Genomic DNA, 18,199 nt, shown 5'->3' with positions numbered 1-18,199 from the left:
TGCCGCGCTCTACCAGTAGTCCGGGATGCGATGGCGAGCGGCGTAGCCGACCTGGCTGCCGACCACGAACGCGCCCAACTGAATGAAAAAATCCTCTTTCAGGTTGCGCAAGCGGACTTTCGCCGCGCTGCGGTGCACGTTGTTCTTGAAGGTGAACAGGTCGGCGAGCGTGCTGAAATACAAGTCATCCAATTCCTCCGGCGTGAAATTGACCGGCCGATAAACCGTCTCGTAACCGGTATAGCGCGACCAGTCGGTGGTCAGCAGGCGGCCGTCCTCCTTCATGCGCTGGTAGACCTTCGTGCCCGGCACCGGCGTGAGGATGTAGAGGAACGGAAAGACCTTGTTGCGAATGAGAAAGTCGTAGGTTTCGCGGAACGTTTCCTTCGTGTCCTGATCGAAGCCGAAGATGATGTTCGCGCCGACCAGGATGCCGTTGGCGTTGAACTCGGCGATTCGGCGTTCGAACTCCTGCACCTGATTGATTTTGCGGTGTACCTCGCTGAGCGCGCGCGGGCTGATCGATTCGACGCCGATCCACGCGAAGCGCAGGCCGCTTTCCGCCGCCAGCCGGATCAAATCGGTGTCGTCGGCCAGCAGCATGGTGCTTTGCGCCATCCAGCGGATTTTCAGCGGGATCAGGGCCTTGAACAGCTCGCGCGCATAGTCCTTGTCCGCCACGATGTTGTCGTCGGTAAAGGCGATGTAACGGCTGCCGGTCGCCTGGATGTTGCGCAGCACCTCCGCGAGCGGCCGCAACCGGTGCCGTCCGCCGTGAAACGCGGTGACGGCGCAATAATCGCAATGGAACGGGCAGCCGCGGCTGGATTCCACCGGATAGACCTCGACCTTGTAATCCTTGATGTTCACCAGGTCGTAACGCGGCGCGGGCCGCCCGGCCAGTTCGGCCGGCCCCGGCGCGATATAGCGGTCGCGCAACCGGCCGGCCAGATAGTCGTCGGCGATCTGCGGCCAGATATCCTCGGCCTCGCCGACCGCGATCGCGTCGGCGTGATGCGCCGCTTCCTCCGGAAAAGCCCAGACGTGATAGCCGCCCAGCACGACCGTCTTGCCGCGGGCGCGGAACTGATCGGCCAGATCGTAGGCGCGTTGCGCGGTGGTGGTCAGCGTGGTGATCGCCACCAGGTCGGCCTCGGTATCGGGATCGACGGGATGCACGTAGTCGTTGAGAATACGCATCTCGAAGCGATCCGCCGGCGTCAATCCGGCCAGCGTCGGCAGGCTCAGATTCAAATTCAACGAGGCTTTTTTCACCGTGATCAGACTGCCGTCGCGCTGATAATGGCTCGGCAACACCAGCAACATTTTCTTCTTCATTCAGATGCACCCTCCTCTGTCATCCTGGTCGTCCTCATCGTCATCGGGGGCGGGATTGCCAGGCGTATCGTCGTCGGTTCCGTTTCCCGCGGAATCGTCGTCGCCGACGGTATCGTCATCCCCGTCATTGTCATCGTCGTCCGGATGCAAATCGATCCAAGCGGCGGCCGGAGACGGCGAGACGGCATACGGCGGGAACAATTCGGCGAAATCGTGCCAGACCGGTTCTTTGGAAGGCGCCAGCGAGTCCACATCGGAGATCGCCAGCGCGAACCGTCCGGTTTCCGGCAGGATCACCATCGACTGCATCGTCTTGCATCCCGTGTTGTCGACCTGCATCAGGTAAAGAAAATCCCATAAATTGGCCAGCGTCAGATTCCGCTGGTAAGTGTTCAAAATGGCGTCGATCGCGATCTGATAGCGTTCCTCGTTGTGTTCGTTGCGTTCCGGCACCAGCACGTCTTCCCAATTGAGGATCATGAAAATATCGGGGGCCAGATTGGGATCGTCCGCCGGGTAACGCATGCTCCGGGCGGTGTTGCTGATTTCCAGCGCCGCGGCGGGCGGATCGCTCGCGGCGCGCGGGCCGATGACGTGATTGATCGTGGAGCCGAATTGATAGGTGTTTTCGAGTAAAAGGAAATAATCCTCGATCGTGTAAGCTCCGTCGCCGTCGGCGTCGCGGCGACTCAGCGCCTGACGAGAAGTCCAACCTTCTAGCGTGGGTTTCGGGTCCAGATCGGGGTCGGGATTGTGGTTCAGGGCCATCCCCAGATTGAGCCCCACCGCCACGCCGCTCTCGTTGAGCGCCACCGCCGCGCCGAGTGTACCGGGATTGCCGATCGTGAGGAAGCGCTGTCGCTCGGGATCGCTGGGCGTGTAGGAAATGACCAGCGACCGTTGAGCGATCAGAAACGGCGCTTCCCGGGTTTCGTCGCCGAAATCGGAGTTGTGCACGAAGGCCGGTTGGCCGTTCAGTTCGGGGTCGGCGAGCGTCGCGTCGCCCCAGCCGATCAGCGAGGCGCAACGCAGCGCGTTGATGTCGTTCAGGCCGTTGAATGTGAGCAGGTCCAGCACATCGAGTTCGCGGCCCAGCACCTCCACGTAGGATTCGACGCCGCCGGCGATCATGCCGTCGAGCATGCCGCGCACTTCGTCCATCAATTCCGGGTCGGTGAAATCGAACGTGTTGCAAATGAACGAGCGCGCCAGGTCGTACAGCCAGGTGCCGAAGCCTTCCGGCGGAAATGTATAGACGGACATCAGTTCCAGGATTTGGGGGCCGAGGAAATAACCGTGCGCGTAGCCCATTTCATAGGGCGTGCCCCAGACATGCAGCATCTGCTGCCCTTGATCGATCCAGAATTTTCCGTGGACGGACTCGGCGGCGGCCGGCGTGGCGGGCGGAAACAGCGCGAACAACAGGCATAAACAGCCCACCGCCCACAATACGGCCCGCGAAGAAACCTGCACCTTTGCGACCTTTTCTGCCCCCGTTATTTTCATACCGATTCCCTTAACTATTGTCAATTCTATTCAATGGAAATTATAGTAGCAAAAGAATTCCGGCGCGAATCATCCCCAATGGAGACTAAATGTCGGTTGCCCGCTCCCGCTTACTGCTCATCGAGCCGACCAGGTTGCTGGCCAACGGCATGCCGGCGCGTCTGAACCGCGAAGGCATGCGCACCCTGACCCTGCCGTACCTGGCCGGACTGACGCCACCGGAATGGGACATCGCAATCCAAATCGACGCGCTGGCGCCGGTCAGCGGCCTGGAGCCCGCCGATGTCGTGGCCTTGAGCGTCCTGACGCAGCGGGCGCCGCGCGCCTATCAAATCGCCGATCATTTCCGCTCGCGGGGCACACCAGTGATCCTCGGCGGCGCGCACGTTACGCTGAATCCCGACGAGGCCGCCGCCCATGCCGATGCGATCGTGCTGGGCGAAGCGGAGGATCTCTGGCGGCAGGTGTTGGCGGACGCGACCGGCGGCGGCTTGCAGCCGCGGTACCGGGCCGCGGGTTTTCATTCGCTGCAAAACCTGGCCGCGCCGCGTTTCGACTTGATCGGCAACAACCGTTACTACACCCTGCTGCGACCGGTCCAGACGACGCGCGGCTGCCCGCATCGCTGCGATTTCTGCACGGTGACGCAAATCTACGGCAAGTCGTACCGCCACCGGCCCGTCGCCGAGGTGCTCGAGGACGTGCGCGCCATCCGGCGGACCAGCCGTTACATTTTTTTCGTGGACGACAACCTCGCCGCCGACAAGCAGTACGCGCGGGCGTTGTTCGAAGCCTTGATTCCGCTCGACGTTTCCTGGTCGGCGCAGCTCAACCTCGAATTCGCGGCGGACGAGGAACTGCTGCGCCTGGCGGCGCGCAGCGGCTTTCAGATGGCGGTCTGCGGGATCGAAAACGTCAGCGAGGAAAACCTCGCGGCGGTGAACAAATCATGCGTCAATCACCCGAGCCGGTATCGCGAATTGATCGGCCGCTACCGCCGTCACAGCGTGATCGTGTTGGCGGGGATGATCATCGGCTTCGAGAACGACACCGAGCAATCGATCGCCGAGAACGTGCGCTTCATGCTGGCGGAAAAAATCCCGATGATCTCGCTGTACCTGCTGACGCCGTTTCCCGGCACTCCGCTCTTTCAGCGCCTGCGGGCGGAAGACCGGCTGCTGACCACCGACTGGTCGCGGTACGACTCCTACACCTGTGTCTATCGGCCGAAAAACATTTCGCCCGAGCGGCTGACCCAACTCTATTGGGAGGCCTGCCGCAAAATCACCACGCTGCCGGCGATTGCCCGGCGCTTCCTGCCGCCGCCGTTGCCGCGCCGGGGTTCGCTGATTCCCGACTTTCTGGCGACCAGCCTGGTGTTCACCAACAACCTCGTTTTGTTTCGGAAGGATGCCCGCCGGCAAATGCCGCCACGGGTTTGAAAAGCCGGCCGGTCTATTTCCCGCCGATCAACGAAAACAACCGCGAGCCCACCGCCGGAAACCGGCCCAGGGCGAACAGCAGATCCAACAGCCGGCCGCGCTCCAGCAGCGAGGCGAACCGCAGGTGCAATTCGAAGCGCTCCAGATAGGCGTCGCGCCAACTGTTTTCATAAAAGGACGGCTGACCGGCGAGAATCGCCTCGGCGGCCAGGCAGCCGTCCCACATGGCGTACCAGATGCCCTCGCCGGTCAGCGGATCGACGTGCCCCGCCGCGTCGCCGATGAGTAGCCAATCGTCGCCGCCGGTCGGCAGCTTGAAAAAATCACGGCCGGAGGCTTGTGGCAGCGACCAGGCGAGAAGTCGCGGCAACGGCCGACCCGGCGCTTGTTCGGCGAAGAAACGCGCCAGGATTTCCCGCCAATCGCGCCGATGGGAATCAGGCAACCCCACGCCGACCGACGAGCGGTCGCGCCGGTTGAATACCCAGGCGTAGCCGCGCCGGTCGCCGAAAAATTTCAGCAAGGCCGAAGGCGGATCGAGCCGGTCGACCAGCACGTGCGCACCGAACGCCCGATGACGCTTGGGGATGTGGCCGAGAAACGTTTTCCGCACCAGGGAAAAAACGCCGTCCGCGCCGACCAGCACGCGCACCGGCCAGGACCGGTTGCCGGCGACGAGCGTGAATCCGTCGGTGGATCGCCGGATGTCGGTCACTTTCAACGCGTGCCATTCGGCCCCGGCGGCAATCGCCCGGTCCAGGAGAAACCGGTCGAGGATCAGGCGATCGATCGCGAATGTTTTACCCTCGCCGGAGACCTGTAACATGCCGCCCGACGGGCCGACCAGGCGCAGGCCGGTTCCCTGTCGGCCGAGCGGAACCAGTTCCTCCAGTTCGGGAAACATTTCCCGGGCGCGGGCGCCGATACCGCCGGCGCACACTTTCTCGCGGGGATGGGACGGATCGAAAAGGGCGACGCCGGCGCCGCCCGCCGCGAGCCGATGGGCCAACACGCAGCCGGCCGGGCCCGCGCCGACGACGGCGACCTCAATCGGTTTGCTTGCGGCCATCACGCGTCAATCCGTCTTTTTTGAAGTTCCGCCAGAAATGCAGGCCGACCCAGCCCAGCGGCCCGGCGGCGCCGACCAGCACGCCGTGCCACAAGACGCCCGTCAGCGCGCACACCAGAAAGCCCGGCACCAGCGGCAGGTAAATGAAATTGTTGAGCAGTCCTTCGCGCCAGGAAAATACGCCCGTGGTCGGCGGCACGAGCGGCCGGAAACTCCAGTCGAGTCGCGCCACGCGCCGCTGATACTCCAGGTAAGGTTCGCCGAGCGCCCGGCCCAGGCTTTCTTCCTCGTAGGACATGATCCGCGGGTAAACGTAAACCAGCAGCAGCCAGACGACCAACGAGCCCGGCGGCGGCACGACCAGCCCCATCCCCGCCAGCGTCAGAATATCGGCGAGATAAATCGGATTGCGGACACGCGAGTAGGGCCCCGCGGTGATCATGGCGTTGGTCTGCACCTGCACCGCCATCATGCGGGCGCCGCCCAGCGTGCCGCCGGCCCAAATCCGCAGGGCCGAGGCCAGCAGGTTGAGAATCGCCAGCAGCACGTAACCCAGGCGGATCAAACCCTCCGGGCGAGACGATAAAAGATCGGCCGTGAGCCGCAGCAGCGATTGCGGAAACCACGGGAAAAAGAAAAAGCCGACGACGCCGATCAGGCTGGCCAGTTCGACCCGGTGCGTGAAGCACCATTTGGCGGACGCGGTCTGTCCCTGTTTCATGGCGGGTAATCCAATCCCAGTTGGTGGTTGCGGCGGAACCCGAGGTTCAGGGCCGCCTGGGTGGCCAGCGTCGTCAGGTCGAACCAGCGCCGGCCTTTCCATGCCCGCCGGGCGATAGCGCGCCGCCGGTAGAATTCGCGCCGGAACCATTCGACGCCGTTGAGCAGTTCGAGCTGCGTCATTCGTGCCGGCCGGTAAACGACGTTGTTGCAGTCGTAATGCGCCCAATCGCGGTCGGTGAGGCGGCCGGCCGCGTCCAGTTCGGCGAACAGCCGCGTGCCGGGCATCGGCGTGACAATCGCCACCTGCGCCACGTCCAGGTCGATGCGGTCGACGAAATCGAGCGTCCGCCGGAACACGTCGGGCTCGTCGTGATCGAAGCCGAACATCAGCCCGCCTTCGACGAAAATCCCGTGCCGGTGAAACGAAGCGATGGCCTCGGCGTAGCGTTCGATTTGATTGTGCAGCTTGTCGGCCTCGCGTAGCGATTCCGTGACGACGCTTTCGATGCCGACGAACACCGCGCCGACCTTCGCCGCGCGCGCCGCCGCCATCACCTCGCCGTCAAAAGCCATATCGACAGTGCCCTGAATGCCGAGGTAACGGCCGAGCGGCGCCAGCGCGCCCAGTACTTCGAGGCAGTATGCGCGGTCGCCGTACAGGTTGTCGTCGGCCACCATCAGGTGCTTGCGCCGGCAGCCGGCCAGTTCCGCCCGCACCTCCGCGATCGGCCGGTAATGATAGCGCCCCCGGAAAAACGCGTTGACCGAGCAGAACCGGCAACGGTGCACGCAACCGCGCGAGAATTGAATGATGTCGAGCGGCGGATAGAACGGATTGCGGAAGATGTCGCGCCGCGCCGGCGGAACGTGGATCGAGGTGTCGTTTTGGCACGCGGCATAAACCGGTTTCAAAGCCCCGCGCTGCCAATCGCGGCAGACCTGTTCCCAAACCAATTCGCCCGCGCCGGTCACCACGGCGTCGGCATGCCGCCCGGCCTCCTCCGGAAGAAAGGTCGGATGCATCCCGCCCAGGATGACGGGGATGCCGCGCTCGCGCAGCGTGCGGGCAAGCTGATAGGCCCGCGGCGCCAGGGCCGTCAACGCGCTGATCGCCACCCCGTCGGTCGGATGCGTGCGCGGATCCCAGAGATCGACCATCTCGTCGACGGCCTCGACCTCGATGTCCGGCGGCGTCGCGCCCGCCAGCGTGGCGATGCCCAGCTTGTAATAATGAAAGAACGGGGTGCCCTTCGGACGCCGGCCGGTGCGGCGGGAGACGTCGGTCGCCGGCGCCACCAGGGTCAGTTTCATGGCGATGGGCCTCCCCGCTTCAGACGTCCGGCAGCCCGGCCGGATAACGCGGCGGTTGCTCGTGCACGATCCGGACGATGGCGGCCAGGCTTTCGCCGACCCGTGGATTGTTCTCGACCACCGTGCCGGTGACGATCACATCCGCCCCGGCCGCGACGGCTTCCCGGACCTGATCGGCGTCCTTGAGGCCGCCGCCGACCAGGAGCGGCTTACGGATGATTTCGGCGATCGGGCGGATCGTCGCCGCCGGAATCGGCTGCGGGCTGCCGCTACCCGCGTTGAGGTAAACGGTGTCGAAGCCGAACGCCGCCGCCGCGGCCGCGTAACCCAGCGCGGTCTGCCAGTCGTCCGGACGCAGCAAATCGGCATGACCGATCCGGCCCGCCGTGCCGCCCGGCTCGAACATGATCATCCCGCAGCCGATCGGCGCCAGCCCGATGGCCGGCAGATAGGGCGCGGCGCCGCTCTGTTCGCGAATCAGGTAGCGCACGTCGTTCGAATTGAGCAACGAAAGAAAGAGGATACCGTCCGCCGCGTCGGCAAGGCCGGTAGCCGCACTGGAAGGAAAAAGCAACAAGGGGGGGCGCTCCGGATCGCCGGGGAAACGTTCGTCCAGGCACTCGCGGATGGTGCGGCCGTAGCGTTCGACCATCGCGCGGTCGACGCCCGTCGAACCGCCGAGCAGAAAACCGTCGGTGCCCGCGTCGAGGGCGGCTTCCACCACTTCCCGGACCCGCCGAATCGTGTGTTTGACCGGGTCGCACGAAGTGAAGTGCACCTTCCGATGCGTCATGGATCGGCTGAACAGATTTTGCAATCGACCGTGCTTCATTCTCCCGCTTTCCCTTGAAAATCCTAAATGATTCCTCTTAACTTTGGAAGCGTTTTCTGTCAAATAAATTCTCCTGGCGAACCGGCGCGGCACCGTTTGGGTTGCATTCCGGCCCCGTTTTGCTAGATTGCCGCCAGTCGTGAACAAAGAGACGAAAACGCGATGAAAATTATTGCCGTCATTCCCGCCCGCTACGCCAGCAGCCGCCTGCCGGGGAAGCCCCTGGCCGACATTCACGGCCGCCCGATGATCGCCCATGTCTACGAGCGGGTGGCCCGCCATCCGGGACTGGCGCAGACCATCGTCGCGACCGACGACACCCGCATCGCCAACGCGGTGGAAGCCGTCGGGGGAACCGTCCGCCTGACCCGGGCCGATCACGTCAGCGGCACCGACCGCATCGCCGAGGTCGCCGCCGGACTGGACGCCGACCTGATTGTCAATGTACAGGGCGACGAGCCCCTGTTCGACGGGCGGATGCTCGACGACGCGCTCGCGCCGTTTTTCGCGGACCCGGCGTTGCGCTTCGGCACCTTGCGGGCCGTCATCGCCGATCGCCACGAGATTTTCAACCCGAACTGCGTCAAAGTCGTGGTCGATTCGCGCGAGCGGGCGATCTATTTCTCGCGCGCGCCGATCCCCTTCGCCCGCGACATTTTCACCGTCGCCGACGGCCGCTGGACGGTCGGCGACGCCGGGCCGCTGCCCGTTTATTACAAACACCTGGGTCTGTACGTTTACCGCCGCGATTTCCTGTTGGAATACGCCTCCTGGCCGCCTTCGGCGCTGGAACAGGTCGAGCGGCTGGAGCAATTGCGGGCCCTCGAGCGCGGGGTGGCGATCGCCTGTCCGCTCACTCCCCACGCGACCATCAGCATCGACACGCCCGCCGATCTGGACGCCGTGCGGCGGCTGCTTGCCCCGGATAGCGGCGCGGTGTAGGAAAACATCATGACTTCACACGAACGAGCCAAACGGGTTTTGCAGATCGAGGCGCAAGCCATTCAGTCCATGGCCGCCCGCCTGGGCGACAGCCTGACGCGAGCGGTGGACATTCTCCTTGCCTGCCAGGGAAAGGCCGTCGTGATCGGCATGGGCAAGTCCGGCCTGATCGGCGCGAAAATCGCCGCCACCATGGCCAGCACCGGAACGCCCGCCTTCTTCCTGCACGCGGCCGAAGCCGCGCACGGCGATCTGGGGGTCGTGCACAAATCGGACGTGACGCTGGTCATCTCCAACAGCGGCGAAACCAACGAGGTGCTCGCCCTGCTGCCCAGCCTGCGCCGCCTGGGTGTGCCGATCATCGCGATGACGGGCGCGCCGAACTCGCATCTGGCGCAGATCGCCGATGTCACACTCGATACCGGCGTCGCCGAGGAAGCCTGTCCGCTGGGCCTGGCGCCGACGGCCAGCACCACCGCGCAAATCGCCATGGGCGACGCGCTGGCGGTCGTGCTGCTCGAACAGCGCGGTTTCTCGGCGGAGGATTTCGCGCGGGTCCATCCGGCCGGCACGCTGGGCAAGCGACTGCTCACCAAAGTGCACGACCTGATGCACCAAGGGGCCGAGCTGCCGCAGGTCGGGTTGGAACAGCCGATGACCGAAGTGTTGCTGGAGATGAGCGCCAAACGCCTGGGCACGACCATCGTCGTCGACGGCGAAGGCCGCCTGGCGGGGATCATCACCGACGGCGATTTGCGGCGGGCGCTGCAAAAATTCGGCGATTTTTCCACCCTGCCCGCGCGCCGGGTCATGACCACGACGCCGAAAAAAGTCGCCGCCGACGCCCTGGCCTCGCGCGCCGCGCACCTGATGGAACAGCATCTGGTCAGCGTGCTGCTGGTTTACGAGGCGCCGGCCGAGGACCGCATCATCGGCGTGATCCACCTGCACGACCTGCTCAAGGCGGGTATCATTTAACGCGAAGGGACGCGGGGGATTTTCCTACCAGGTGCGGTGCCGTGCCTCGTAGAAGGCCAGGCCGGCGATCGGTTTCATATTCCGCGTACCTTCGACGTGGCAAACCCCTTCCCACAAGGCGTCCGTCACTTCCTGATCTTCCTGGTCGGGGAGCACTTGCAGGTCCAACTCCTCGCTGGGCAGGCGGATGCGCCAGCCGACCGACCAACTCCGCGTGGTGCGTGGGCTGACCCAACTGCCGAGCGAACTGATCGTAAACGGCAGATTGTGCTTGGTCGTGCCGTCGGGATAGTAGATGTCGCAAACGGGATTGAGCATTTTGCTGTGGCGGCGGAACTCGAAGATCATGATTTCGGTCTGATCGGCCAGTTGGATCGAATACCAGTGCCATTGGTCGAAATCGCGGTCGTTCCAATTGCCCCATTGATGATCCATCCATCCCTTGCCCTGCAATTTGACCTTGCTGCCGCGAATCTCGCCTTCGCCTTCCACCGACAGGTTGGTCAGCGAGTAATAATAGCTCTCGCCGCCCGGCCCCATGTCGATCAGGCCGGCGCCGCCGACCGGCAACGGTTTCTTGTTGGCCTTCATTTTGAGTTTGATCTCGGCCAGCGGATGCTCCAGCGCGAATTCGTACTCGTACTTGCCCGGGTCCAACTGGCGCAACGTGGTCGAAGGCCCGGCGACGGTCAGCGTTTCCGGGTTCAGTTCCACCAGGCCGGGTTGTTGCATCGAAAAATGTTTTTCGTGCCGGACCAGGGTCAGTGAGCCGAGAATCTGACCGGTCTTCAGAAAAGCGATCATCAAGCCGTAGCGGCGGTCTTTCTCGTCCATCAGGTGAACGTTGAAATACCACCATTCCTGCGGAAATTCCATGTGATTGCGGGTGAAATCAAACGCGTCCTTCTCGCCCTCGGTCGCGTCCGCCAGCGTCGGTCGGTTGTTCCAGACCGGGTCCTTTTGATCCTGAAAGAGCTGCCAATCCTTCGCCGAACCCGCGACGCGGTCGCCGAACGCCAACCAGATGGCCAGGCCGATCAAAGCCAAAACCGGAATCGCGATCAGGGGAGCAAATAATTTTAAAGCGCGCATATTTTATCGCTCGATGCCGTCTCGGGCCGGAACGCCGTCCCGGTAGTAATGTTTGGTCTCTTGCATCTCGGTAACCAGATCGGCCAGCGCCGTGATCTCCGCCGGGCAGTACCGGCCGGTGAAAATCAGTTCCACGCCGGCGGGACGGCGGGCCGCCAGGTCTTTCATTTCCGCGACGGTGACCAGGTGAAAAAAATGAGCCGTATTGATTTCATCGGCCACCACCAGATCGTATTTTCCGCTCGCCAGCGCCTGGCGCAATTTTTCCAGCCCCGCCTGCGCCATGGCAACGTCTTCCGGGGCGGGCGGATTGGTCACGTGAATCAACGTATCCTTGCCGTATTGTTCGATCGTGACCGCGCCGCCGGTCCGCTCGGCGGCCGACAGTTCGGCATAAAACTGCCCTTTCATAAACTGGCCGATATAGGTGCGCAAGCCTCGCCCCCAGGCCCGAAACGCCAGGCCGAGCGCGGCGGTCGTCTTGCCTTTGCCGTTGCCGGTATAAACCTGAAGATAGCCTTTACCCAGCAACTCATTGGCCATGGCCCAGCTCCTTTCCTTGCCGGCCGCGCGGCCGGAGGGAGGAATCGTTTGAATGAGTGTTTTACCGGGACTCGGCTTCCCTGACAATGGAGGTTTCGGGCGCCTCGCTACAGCACCTTGGCCGCCAGTTCGGCCAACGGGCTGCGCTCGCCCTTCACCAGGGTGACGTGTCCCGCGATCGACTGCCCCTTCAGGCGTTCCACCACATAGGTCAGGCCGTTGGAATTGGAGTCGAGATACGGGTTGTCGATCTGGTACGGATCGCCGGTCAGGACGATCTTGGTGCCTTCGCCGGCGCGGGTGATCGTGGTCTTGATCTCGTGCGGCGTCAGGTTCTGCGCCTCGTCGATCAGCAAAAACACGTTCGGGATCGAGCGCCCGCGAATGTAGGTCAGCGCCTCCAGTTCGATGCGGCCGTCGTCGAGGTAGTCGTTGAGCAAGGTATATTGCTGCGCCTTGTCGGTCGGGCTGGCCAGCAGGAATTCGAGGTTGTCGAAAATCGGTTGCATCCACGGGCGCAACTTTTCGTCGAGATCGCCCGGGAGGAACCCGAGCTCGCGCCCGAGCGGATAGATCGGCCGGCTGACCAGCAATCGCTGGTAGATGTTCTCGTTGATGACCTTGTGCAGGCCGGCCGCCAGCGCCAGCAGGGTTTTCCCGGTGCCGGCCATGCCGACCAGGGTGACCAGCCGGATGCGGTCGTCCTGCAAAAGGTCGAAGGCGAAGCATTGCTCGCGATTCCGATAATTGATGTTGAAAATCGAGTGCTTCGTTTTGCGCAGCAGTTCGATCTTCTGGCAAAGCGGGTCCACTCGCGCCAGGGCGCCGGTCTTTTCGTTGGTTTCGTCGAGCAGTTGCAGAAATTGGTTGGCGTAGATCCGGCCCTCGCCGTCGCCGTTGTCGGGCGCGGTCGGTTGCTGCTGCTTGACGATCTGCCGGATCGTTTCGAGGTCGATCTCGGATTCTTGATAGATACGGTTGATCAGGGCGGGCGGGACTTTGAGATCCATCCGGCCGGAATACAACTCGTCGATATTGACCTTGGCGTTTTCGAAGTCCTCGACGTCCAGGCCCAGGGCGTGCCCTTTGATGCGCAGGTTGGTGTCCTTGGTGACCAGGATGACCGGCGCGCTCCGGCCGCCCTGGACCAGCGTTTTCTTGGTGTGCAGAGCGGACTGCAAAATCCGCCGGTCGGCGTTGCTTTCGATCAGCACGTTGCCGATGTCCGGATCGGAATAGGCGCCGATGTCCACCTGCACCGTGCCGCCCGAATCGAGCGGGACGCCTTTGACCAGGTCGCCCCTGGTGCGCAGTTCGTCGAGAAAGCGGCTGGTCAGGCGCGCGTTGCGCCCGATCTCGCTGAAGTCCTTTTTGAATTTATCGATTTCCTCGATCACGGTGATCGGGATGACCAGATTGTTGTCCTCGAACAGGAACAAGGCGCGCGGATTGTGTAGAAAGACGTTGGTGTCCAGCACAAAAGTTTTGCGCATGGTCGAGTTTCCTTTCGCGAATCGCTACGAGGGCAGGCCCAGCACCTTCCGAAAATGCGCCAGCGTCCACCGCTTGGCTTGCCCGATCAAAATAAACGAACTGTAGTGACCGACCGGCAAGGTGCGCCATTCCGGCTGGCCCATCGCCCGCCAGGTATCCTCGGCGGCCGAGATTTTGATGATGTTGTCCTGGTAGCCGTTGATCATCAGCACCCGCGCCGGATCGAGACGGTCGGCGTAGGTGATCGGGTCGACCACCGCCATCGATTGCCGGGCGTAGTTGATCAGTTCCTCCCGGCAGCCCAGCTTGTATTGTTCCATCAGGCCGTTGCGCAGGCGCGCCACCCGGCCGTATTGCGAGGTGGCCATGATCTTGGGCAGATTGCCGCTGGAAACGAGCATGGCGGTCGCCTTGACCCGCCCGTCGGCCTCGCTGACCAGGCTGGCGATGATCCCGCCCAGGCTGACGCCCATGACGGCGACGCGATCCATGTCCACATTGGGCTTCTGGGCGAGATAATCGAGCGCCCGCCGCACGTCGATCACCGATTGGCGGATCAGGTTGACGTTGTATTCCAAATCCTTTTTCGGGTTGAAGAACATCTCGCGCCGGTAGAACGTGATCGTATGGAAGCCCTGTTGGGCGTAATACTCGGCAAAGCCCTTGGCCAGTTCGATCGGCCCGCCGGTCGGCGGCAGGCAGATCAAAAGCGGCCGTTTTTCACCCGGCGCGGTCTTCTGTTCGAAATAGAAGGCCCGCGCGTTTTTACTGCGCAGCGAAAAGTCGTTTTTGCGGATTTTAACGAAATAAACCTGGTAGTTCTGTTTGTTTTCCTTGACCTCGGCGGCGATGTCGGGCGTCGCCCGATCGTAGTCGAAGGCCGGGATCTCCGCCAGATTCAGGGCCGGCGGGCTGGCCGTACGGTCCAACGCGCCCTGGTACTGCGTCCAGGAACAGGCGGCCAGGCTTAAGGTGAAAATGGCGAAAAAAATGAAAATAGCTAGTTTTTTCCAGAGCATTGCCGATCCTCCAGACCACCGCGCGCCGGTGGAATTTGCAGCAAGTTAGCACGGCCTCCGGAGGCCTGCAATTGTTTTATTGAACCGATGGTCACATCGGGTGTTATCTGCTACAAATAGCACCCAATTGCGTTCGTAAGGGAGTTGAAAATGCGCGTTTTCCATATCGCCCTTTTGGCGGCGACCATTCTTGCCTGTCTGATCGCTCCGGCGCTGGCGGTCGACGAAATCAGCGGCGTTTTCGAAATCAGCGAAAACGGCAAAATCGTCGGCGCCGAACGGTTTTCCATCAGTTTCGAGTCCAACGGCCAGATCGTCACCGAATCCCAGGGAACCCTGAAGGAAGGCGACAGTGAAACCAAGGACTTCACCCGTCTGGTCATGCGGAATCTGAACGGTCCGATTCACAGTTACCAACGCGAGGTGGCGATTCAGGCCCTGCCGCAGGCGCTGGGCGCGACCTACGGCAACAGCGAGCTGTTGATCGAGGTCCAGCAGGGAACCCAGAAACGCGAAAAACGTTTGCAGGTCACCCCCTCGACGATGATCGTCGACGTCGGCGTCTGGCATCACCTCCACTTGCTCATCCAGCGGTACTCGCACCGCGTGGGCGGCGAACAGCAGTTTTCGGTGGCGATCCCGTCCGAGTTGCGGCTCGCCGAGCCGGTAACGCTGAAACATCTGGCGTGGGAAGCGGTTTCCCTGAAAAACGGCTTCTTCATGGCGCACAAATACTTCCTGAACCGCGGCGACGTGGGGATGATCATCTGGGCCGATAAAAACGGTCAGATCCTGAAAATCGAATCACCGATGCAGGGGTTCATCGCCGAACGGGTCAAATACGAAGGCGAACGCGCCGCCGAGGCGAACCCGGTCAAGATCATCAGCAGCGACTTGTTGTACGAGGACGTCGAACTGAAAACACCGGCCGGGAAATACAGCGGCGTGCTGACCAAGCCCCGCGGCCTGGTCGGCCGTATTCCGGCGCTCGTCTTCCTCTCCGATTCCGGCTTGCAGGACCGCGACGGCAACTCGCCGTCGGCCAACATCAACGTCGGCACGGGCTTGATGCTCGATCAAATCAGCAAGGCGGGATTTGCCGTCCTGCGCATGGACGACCGCGGCACCGGCGACAGCGAAGGGGACATCGCCCGCAACTTCCTCTCGGTCCAGATTCAGGACGCGGAAGCGCTTCTGGATTACCTGAAGACACGGCCCGACATCGATGCCTCGCGCTTGGCGTTGATCGGCCTGGGCGAAGGCGCCAACGTGGCGATCATGACCGCCGCGAAACGAAACGACATCGTCTCCCTGGTGCTCCTGGCGCCGTGCGACACGCCCTTATCGGATCTGGCGATCGAACAGGTGAAAAACCGCGTTCAATTCGAACAGAACGCCAATCCGGCGGCCTGGGAAAAATCGCCGGTCGTCACCGTGTTGCGGCTGGCGAAGGAAAAACCGGACCTGAATTACACCGTCATCGGCGGCCGCCCCGTGTATTTGAATTACTACCGCGAAATGATGGCCATGACGCCGGTCGACGACCTGAAAAAGACCACCGCCAAGATCCTGCACGTGCAGGGCGGCTTGGATCTGCAGGTTTTCCCGAAACACGCCGACGGTTTCCGCAAAGCCCTGAGCGGAAATTCCCGGTACACGTTCCGCCTGTTCGACAAACTCAACCACTTTTTCGAGCCGTCGAAGGGCACGATCGGCGAATACGCCGACCCGACCGCGGCGACCGATCCGGCATTCGTCACCTACGTCAGCGATTGGTTGAAGGCGAACCTGTAGCCGATCACCGGACTGATTTGTTCCGGCGATTGGGATAAAATAACGGCCATTTCGGGTGGAGACGTCCGCGAGCGACGTCCGGGGAGAGCGAAATGCCGGGACCATCCAAATCCATGACTCGACAAGTCGCGGCGCTGGATACCGACTGGTTCTGCGGGGAAGCGCTCGGCGCGGTGAATGCCGCGTTCCTGCTCCTCGACGGGAAAAGCCGGGTCCGCGTCGCCGGTGGAGCGATCCAGTCGCTGCTCGATTATTCGGCGAAAGACCTGACCGGCAAACCGCTCTCGCTGGTGATTCCCGATAAGGCGATTTACGAGCAGGTCAAGGATCAACTTCGGCTCCGCGACAAGATTCAACTGCCGATCCGGGTGCAACGCGGCGACGGGCAATCGATTCCGATCATGTTGAGCAGCGCCCCGGTGACCCCGCCCGACGGTTACCCCTATCGCCAAATGTTGTTGTTGTCTCCGGCCGAGACGGCGTTAGAAGCCCAGGACGCCTTGGCCGCGCGCAACGCCCAGTTGGCCACGTTCAGCCGGATCAGCAACTTGATTGCCGAAGGCGGCGAGTTGAAAGCCCTGATGGAGAAATTGCTGCTGATCAGCATGCAGATCCTCCGCCTGCCGATGGCCTGCATCCATTCGCTGGATCGGCGGACGGGCTTCGCCAGGGTCGTCGCCCATCGCGGCATGCCCAAGGAAATCATTTCCGGGATCGCCGATCTGCCTTACGAACCGACCTGGATTCAAAATCACCTGATCGAACAACTCCCGCTGCGCCTGGTGGATTGGCCGGGGCTGGGCGAACGGCTGCGCGGGAAAATCAACGAAGCCCGCCTGGGCGACGCCCGAGTCAGTCTGCTGGTCAGTAAAGGCCAGATTTTCGGTTCCCTGATCTACCTGGCGATGAATCCACCGAACGCCGAGGATCAGGCCCTGCTCGAGGCGATCGCCGGTCAGTTGGCGCTGGCGATCGAGAAAGATCAATTGCTGCAGGACCTGCGGGAAAGCCAGCGCAAATACAGCACCCTGATCGAATGGGCGAACGACGGGATCATGATCTGCCAGGACGGCGTTTTCAAGTTCGTCAACAAACGGTTGGCCGATATGCTGGAGTATACCGTCTCCGACATGGTCGGCATGGACATCACCCGGATCATGACCATCGAGGAACGCGACCTCATGCTCGACCGCTATCAACGGCGGATTTCCGGTCGGGTGCCGAAGGAAATCTATCAGGGCGACCTGCTCTCGCGTGGCGGTAAAACCGTCACGGTCGAGTTCAACGCCACCACCATCGAGTACGAAGGCCGACCCGCCAGCATGTCCTTCATCCGGGATTTGTCCGAACGCATCGCCCTGCAAAACGAATTGATCGCCGAAAAGGAAACGGCGGAATTTTACAACGATGTGTTGACGCACGACGTCAACAACATGCTGCACATCATCGTCGGCAACATGGATCTGCTCGGCGACGAAATGTTCGGCCGGCTCAACGAAAATCAGGAAAAGCAGCGTCAAAAGGCCCTTTCCGGAGCGCGCCGGTGCGCCAACCTCATCGACCGGGTCCGCGAGCTGATGACGATCCGCCATTTGAATCCGTCGTCGTTCATTCCGCTGCCGTTGCCCCGGATGCTTCAGGAATCCCTGGAAATCGTGCGCGAGCAATTCAGCGACACCCCGTTCACCGCCGAATTATCCGTCCAGCCCAATCAGTTCATCCTCGGTCACCAACTGGCGGGGCAGATCTTCGTCAACCTGATGTCCAACGCGATCCGCCACAATTCCAAGGAGCAAAAATGGTTGGCGATTTCGGTGACTGATTCGCCGGACGGGCAACACTGGCAGATACAGGTGGAAGACAACGGAGACGGGATTCCCAATCTGGTCAAGCAACAAATCTACAAGCGATATGCCCGCTTCTCGGAAAAAGGTGGCCTCGGCCTCGGCATGAGCATCGTCAAGGCGCTGGTGGATGTCATGGGCGGCTCGATTGCCATGGCCGACCGTTCAACCGACAACATTCGCGAGGGAACCCGCTTCACCGTGACGTTGCCAAAGGCCTAGAATTGCTTGGAATCATAGAACTTTTGGATTATTGCTTGACAGCGCCCGCG

15 protein-coding genes are annotated in these 18,199 nt (G+C 62.2%); 5 read left to right on the top strand and 10 right to left on the bottom strand.

Going from position 1 to position 18,199, the window contains the following annotated elements; translation table 11 throughout:
* Window positions 1–9: 9 nt before the first annotated feature.
* Window positions 10–1,338 carry a B12-binding domain-containing radical SAM protein gene (locus tag GX444_01070; protein ID NLH47173.1) on the bottom strand — a complete coding sequence of 443 codons (1,329 nt, stop codon included), beginning with the start codon at window positions 1,336–1,338 and terminating at the stop codon, window positions 10–12.
* Window positions 1,339–2,811 (bottom strand): hypothetical protein, encoded by a 1,473-nt coding sequence (locus GX444_01065; GenBank protein NLH47172.1) that lies wholly within the window; start codon window positions 2,809–2,811, stop codon window positions 1,339–1,341. It abuts the gene before it with no gap.
* A 122-nt stretch (window positions 2,812–2,933) separates the two neighbouring features.
* Between GX444_01065 and GX444_01060 the strand changes: the two genes are divergently transcribed.
* Window positions 2,934–4,286, top strand: a complete 1,353-nt coding sequence (locus GX444_01060) for a B12-binding domain-containing radical SAM protein (protein ID NLH47171.1) — start codon at window positions 2,934–2,936, stop codon at window positions 4,284–4,286.
* A 13-nt stretch (window positions 4,287–4,299) separates the two neighbouring features.
* Here GX444_01060 and GX444_01055 read toward each other — a convergent pair whose 3' ends face one another.
* Genes GX444_01055 through GX444_01040 form a run of 4 tightly spaced genes read right to left on the bottom strand, consistent with a single transcriptional unit; the run spans window position 4,300 to window position 8,221 of the window.
* Window positions 4,300–5,355 (bottom strand): hypothetical protein, encoded by a 1,056-nt coding sequence (locus GX444_01055; protein NLH47170.1) that lies wholly within the window; start codon window positions 5,353–5,355, stop codon window positions 4,300–4,302.
* Complete coding sequence (locus GX444_01050) at window positions 5,333–6,076, bottom strand: isoprenylcysteine carboxylmethyltransferase family protein (protein ID NLH47169.1); 744 nt, start codon at window positions 6,074–6,076, stop codon at window positions 5,333–5,335. The genes GX444_01055 and GX444_01050 overlap by 23 nt, the downstream gene beginning before the upstream one ends.
* Entirely contained in the window at window positions 6,073–7,389 is a 1,317-nt protein-coding gene (locus GX444_01045; protein NLH47168.1) for a B12-binding domain-containing radical SAM protein, read from the bottom strand. Before GX444_01045 ends, GX444_01050 begins: the two co-directional genes overlap by 4 nt.
* Before the next feature lie 19 nt (window positions 7,390–7,408).
* Entirely contained in the window at window positions 7,409–8,221 is an 813-nt protein-coding gene (locus GX444_01040) for a geranylgeranylglyceryl phosphate synthase family protein (GenBank protein ID NLH47167.1), read from the bottom strand.
* 162 nt (window positions 8,222–8,383) lie between these two features.
* Here GX444_01040 and kdsB point away from each other — a divergent pair, with 162 nt between their 5' ends.
* The gene (kdsB, locus tag GX444_01035; protein NLH47166.1) at window positions 8,384–9,163 is read left to right on the top strand and encodes a 3-deoxy-manno-octulosonate cytidylyltransferase; all 780 of its coding nucleotides are present in this window, start codon (window positions 8,384–8,386) and stop codon (window positions 9,161–9,163) included.
* 9 nt (window positions 9,164–9,172) lie between these two features.
* Window positions 9,173–10,141 carry a KpsF/GutQ family sugar-phosphate isomerase gene (locus tag GX444_01030; protein ID NLH47165.1) on the top strand — a complete coding sequence of 323 codons (969 nt, stop codon included), beginning with the start codon at window positions 9,173–9,175 and terminating at the stop codon, window positions 10,139–10,141.
* Window positions 10,142–10,165: 24 nt separating this feature from the next.
* On the opposite strand, the gene GX444_01025 is transcribed toward GX444_01030, so the two are convergent.
* The 4 genes from GX444_01025 to GX444_01010 all read right to left on the bottom strand — a co-directional run bounded on the left by GX444_01025 (window position 10,166) and on the right by GX444_01010 (window position 14,289).
* Complete coding sequence (locus tag GX444_01025; GenBank protein NLH47164.1) at window positions 10,166–11,233, bottom strand: carotenoid 1,2-hydratase; 1,068 nt, start codon at window positions 11,231–11,233, stop codon at window positions 10,166–10,168.
* Window positions 11,234–11,236: 3 nt separating this feature from the next.
* Window positions 11,237–11,776, bottom strand: a complete 540-nt coding sequence (locus tag GX444_01020; protein NLH47163.1) for a cob(I)yrinic acid a,c-diamide adenosyltransferase — start codon at window positions 11,774–11,776, stop codon at window positions 11,237–11,239.
* A 107-nt stretch (window positions 11,777–11,883) separates the two neighbouring features.
* Window positions 11,884–13,269, bottom strand: a complete 1,386-nt coding sequence (locus GX444_01015; GenBank protein NLH47162.1) for a PhoH family protein — start codon at window positions 13,267–13,269, stop codon at window positions 11,884–11,886.
* A 24-nt stretch (window positions 13,270–13,293) separates the two neighbouring features.
* A complete protein-coding gene (locus GX444_01010; protein ID NLH47161.1) occupies window positions 13,294–14,289 on the bottom strand; it encodes a hypothetical protein in 996 nt (331 codons plus the stop codon).
* A gap of 150 nt (window positions 14,290–14,439) precedes the next feature.
* Between GX444_01010 and GX444_01005 the strand changes: the two genes are divergently transcribed.
* Window positions 14,440–16,083, top strand: a complete 1,644-nt coding sequence (locus GX444_01005; GenBank protein NLH47160.1) for an alpha/beta hydrolase — start codon at window positions 14,440–14,442, stop codon at window positions 16,081–16,083.
* A gap of 92 nt (window positions 16,084–16,175) precedes the next feature.
* Window positions 16,176–18,149: a PAS domain S-box protein gene (locus tag GX444_01000; GenBank protein ID NLH47159.1), complete on the top strand. Its 1,974-nt coding sequence runs from the start codon at window positions 16,176–16,178 to the stop codon at window positions 18,147–18,149.
* Window positions 18,150–18,199 lie beyond the last annotated feature (50 nt).

The organism is Myxococcales bacterium (genome assembly GCA_012517325.1).
In the GTDB taxonomy this organism is placed as follows: Bacteria; Lernaellota; Lernaellaia; order Lernaellales; family Lernaellaceae; genus JAAYVF01.
This window is presented reverse-complemented; position numbering and strand designations above follow the sequence as displayed.

Coding starts and splice junctions, on each gene's coding strand:
- GX444_01070 (NLH47173.1), bottom strand. CDS start 1,338: ATGAAGAAGAAAATGTTGCTGGTGTTGCCGAGCCATTATCAGCGCGAC.
- GX444_01060 (NLH47171.1), top strand. CDS start 2,934: ATGTCGGTTGCCCGCTCCCGCTTACTGCTCATCGAGCCGACCAGGTTG.
- GX444_01055 (NLH47170.1), bottom strand. CDS start 5,355: ATGGCCGCAAGCAAACCGATTGAGGTCGCCGTCGTCGGCGCGGGCCCG.
- GX444_01050 (NLH47169.1), bottom strand. CDS start 6,076: ATGAAACAGGGACAGACCGCGTCCGCCAAATGGTGCTTCACGCACCGG.
- GX444_01045 (NLH47168.1), bottom strand. CDS start 7,389: ATGAAACTGACCCTGGTGGCGCCGGCGACCGACGTCTCCCGCCGCACC.
- GX444_01040 (NLH47167.1), bottom strand. CDS start 8,221: ATGAAGCACGGTCGATTGCAAAATCTGTTCAGCCGATCCATGACGCAT.
- kdsB (NLH47166.1), top strand. CDS start 8,384: ATGAAAATTATTGCCGTCATTCCCGCCCGCTACGCCAGCAGCCGCCTG.
- GX444_01030 (NLH47165.1), top strand. CDS start 9,173: ATGACTTCACACGAACGAGCCAAACGGGTTTTGCAGATCGAGGCGCAA.
- GX444_01025 (NLH47164.1), bottom strand. CDS start 11,233: ATGCGCGCTTTAAAATTATTTGCTCCCCTGATCGCGATTCCGGTTTTG.
- GX444_01020 (NLH47163.1), bottom strand. CDS start 11,776: ATGGCCAATGAGTTGCTGGGTAAAGGCTATCTTCAGGTTTATACCGGC.
- GX444_01015 (NLH47162.1), bottom strand. CDS start 13,269: ATGCGCAAAACTTTTGTGCTGGACACCAACGTCTTTCTACACAATCCG.
- GX444_01010 (NLH47161.1), bottom strand. CDS start 14,289: ATGCTCTGGAAAAAACTAGCTATTTTCATTTTTTTCGCCATTTTCACC.
- GX444_01005 (NLH47160.1), top strand. CDS start 14,440: ATGCGCGTTTTCCATATCGCCCTTTTGGCGGCGACCATTCTTGCCTGT.
- GX444_01000 (NLH47159.1), top strand. CDS start 16,176: ATGCCGGGACCATCCAAATCCATGACTCGACAAGTCGCGGCGCTGGAT.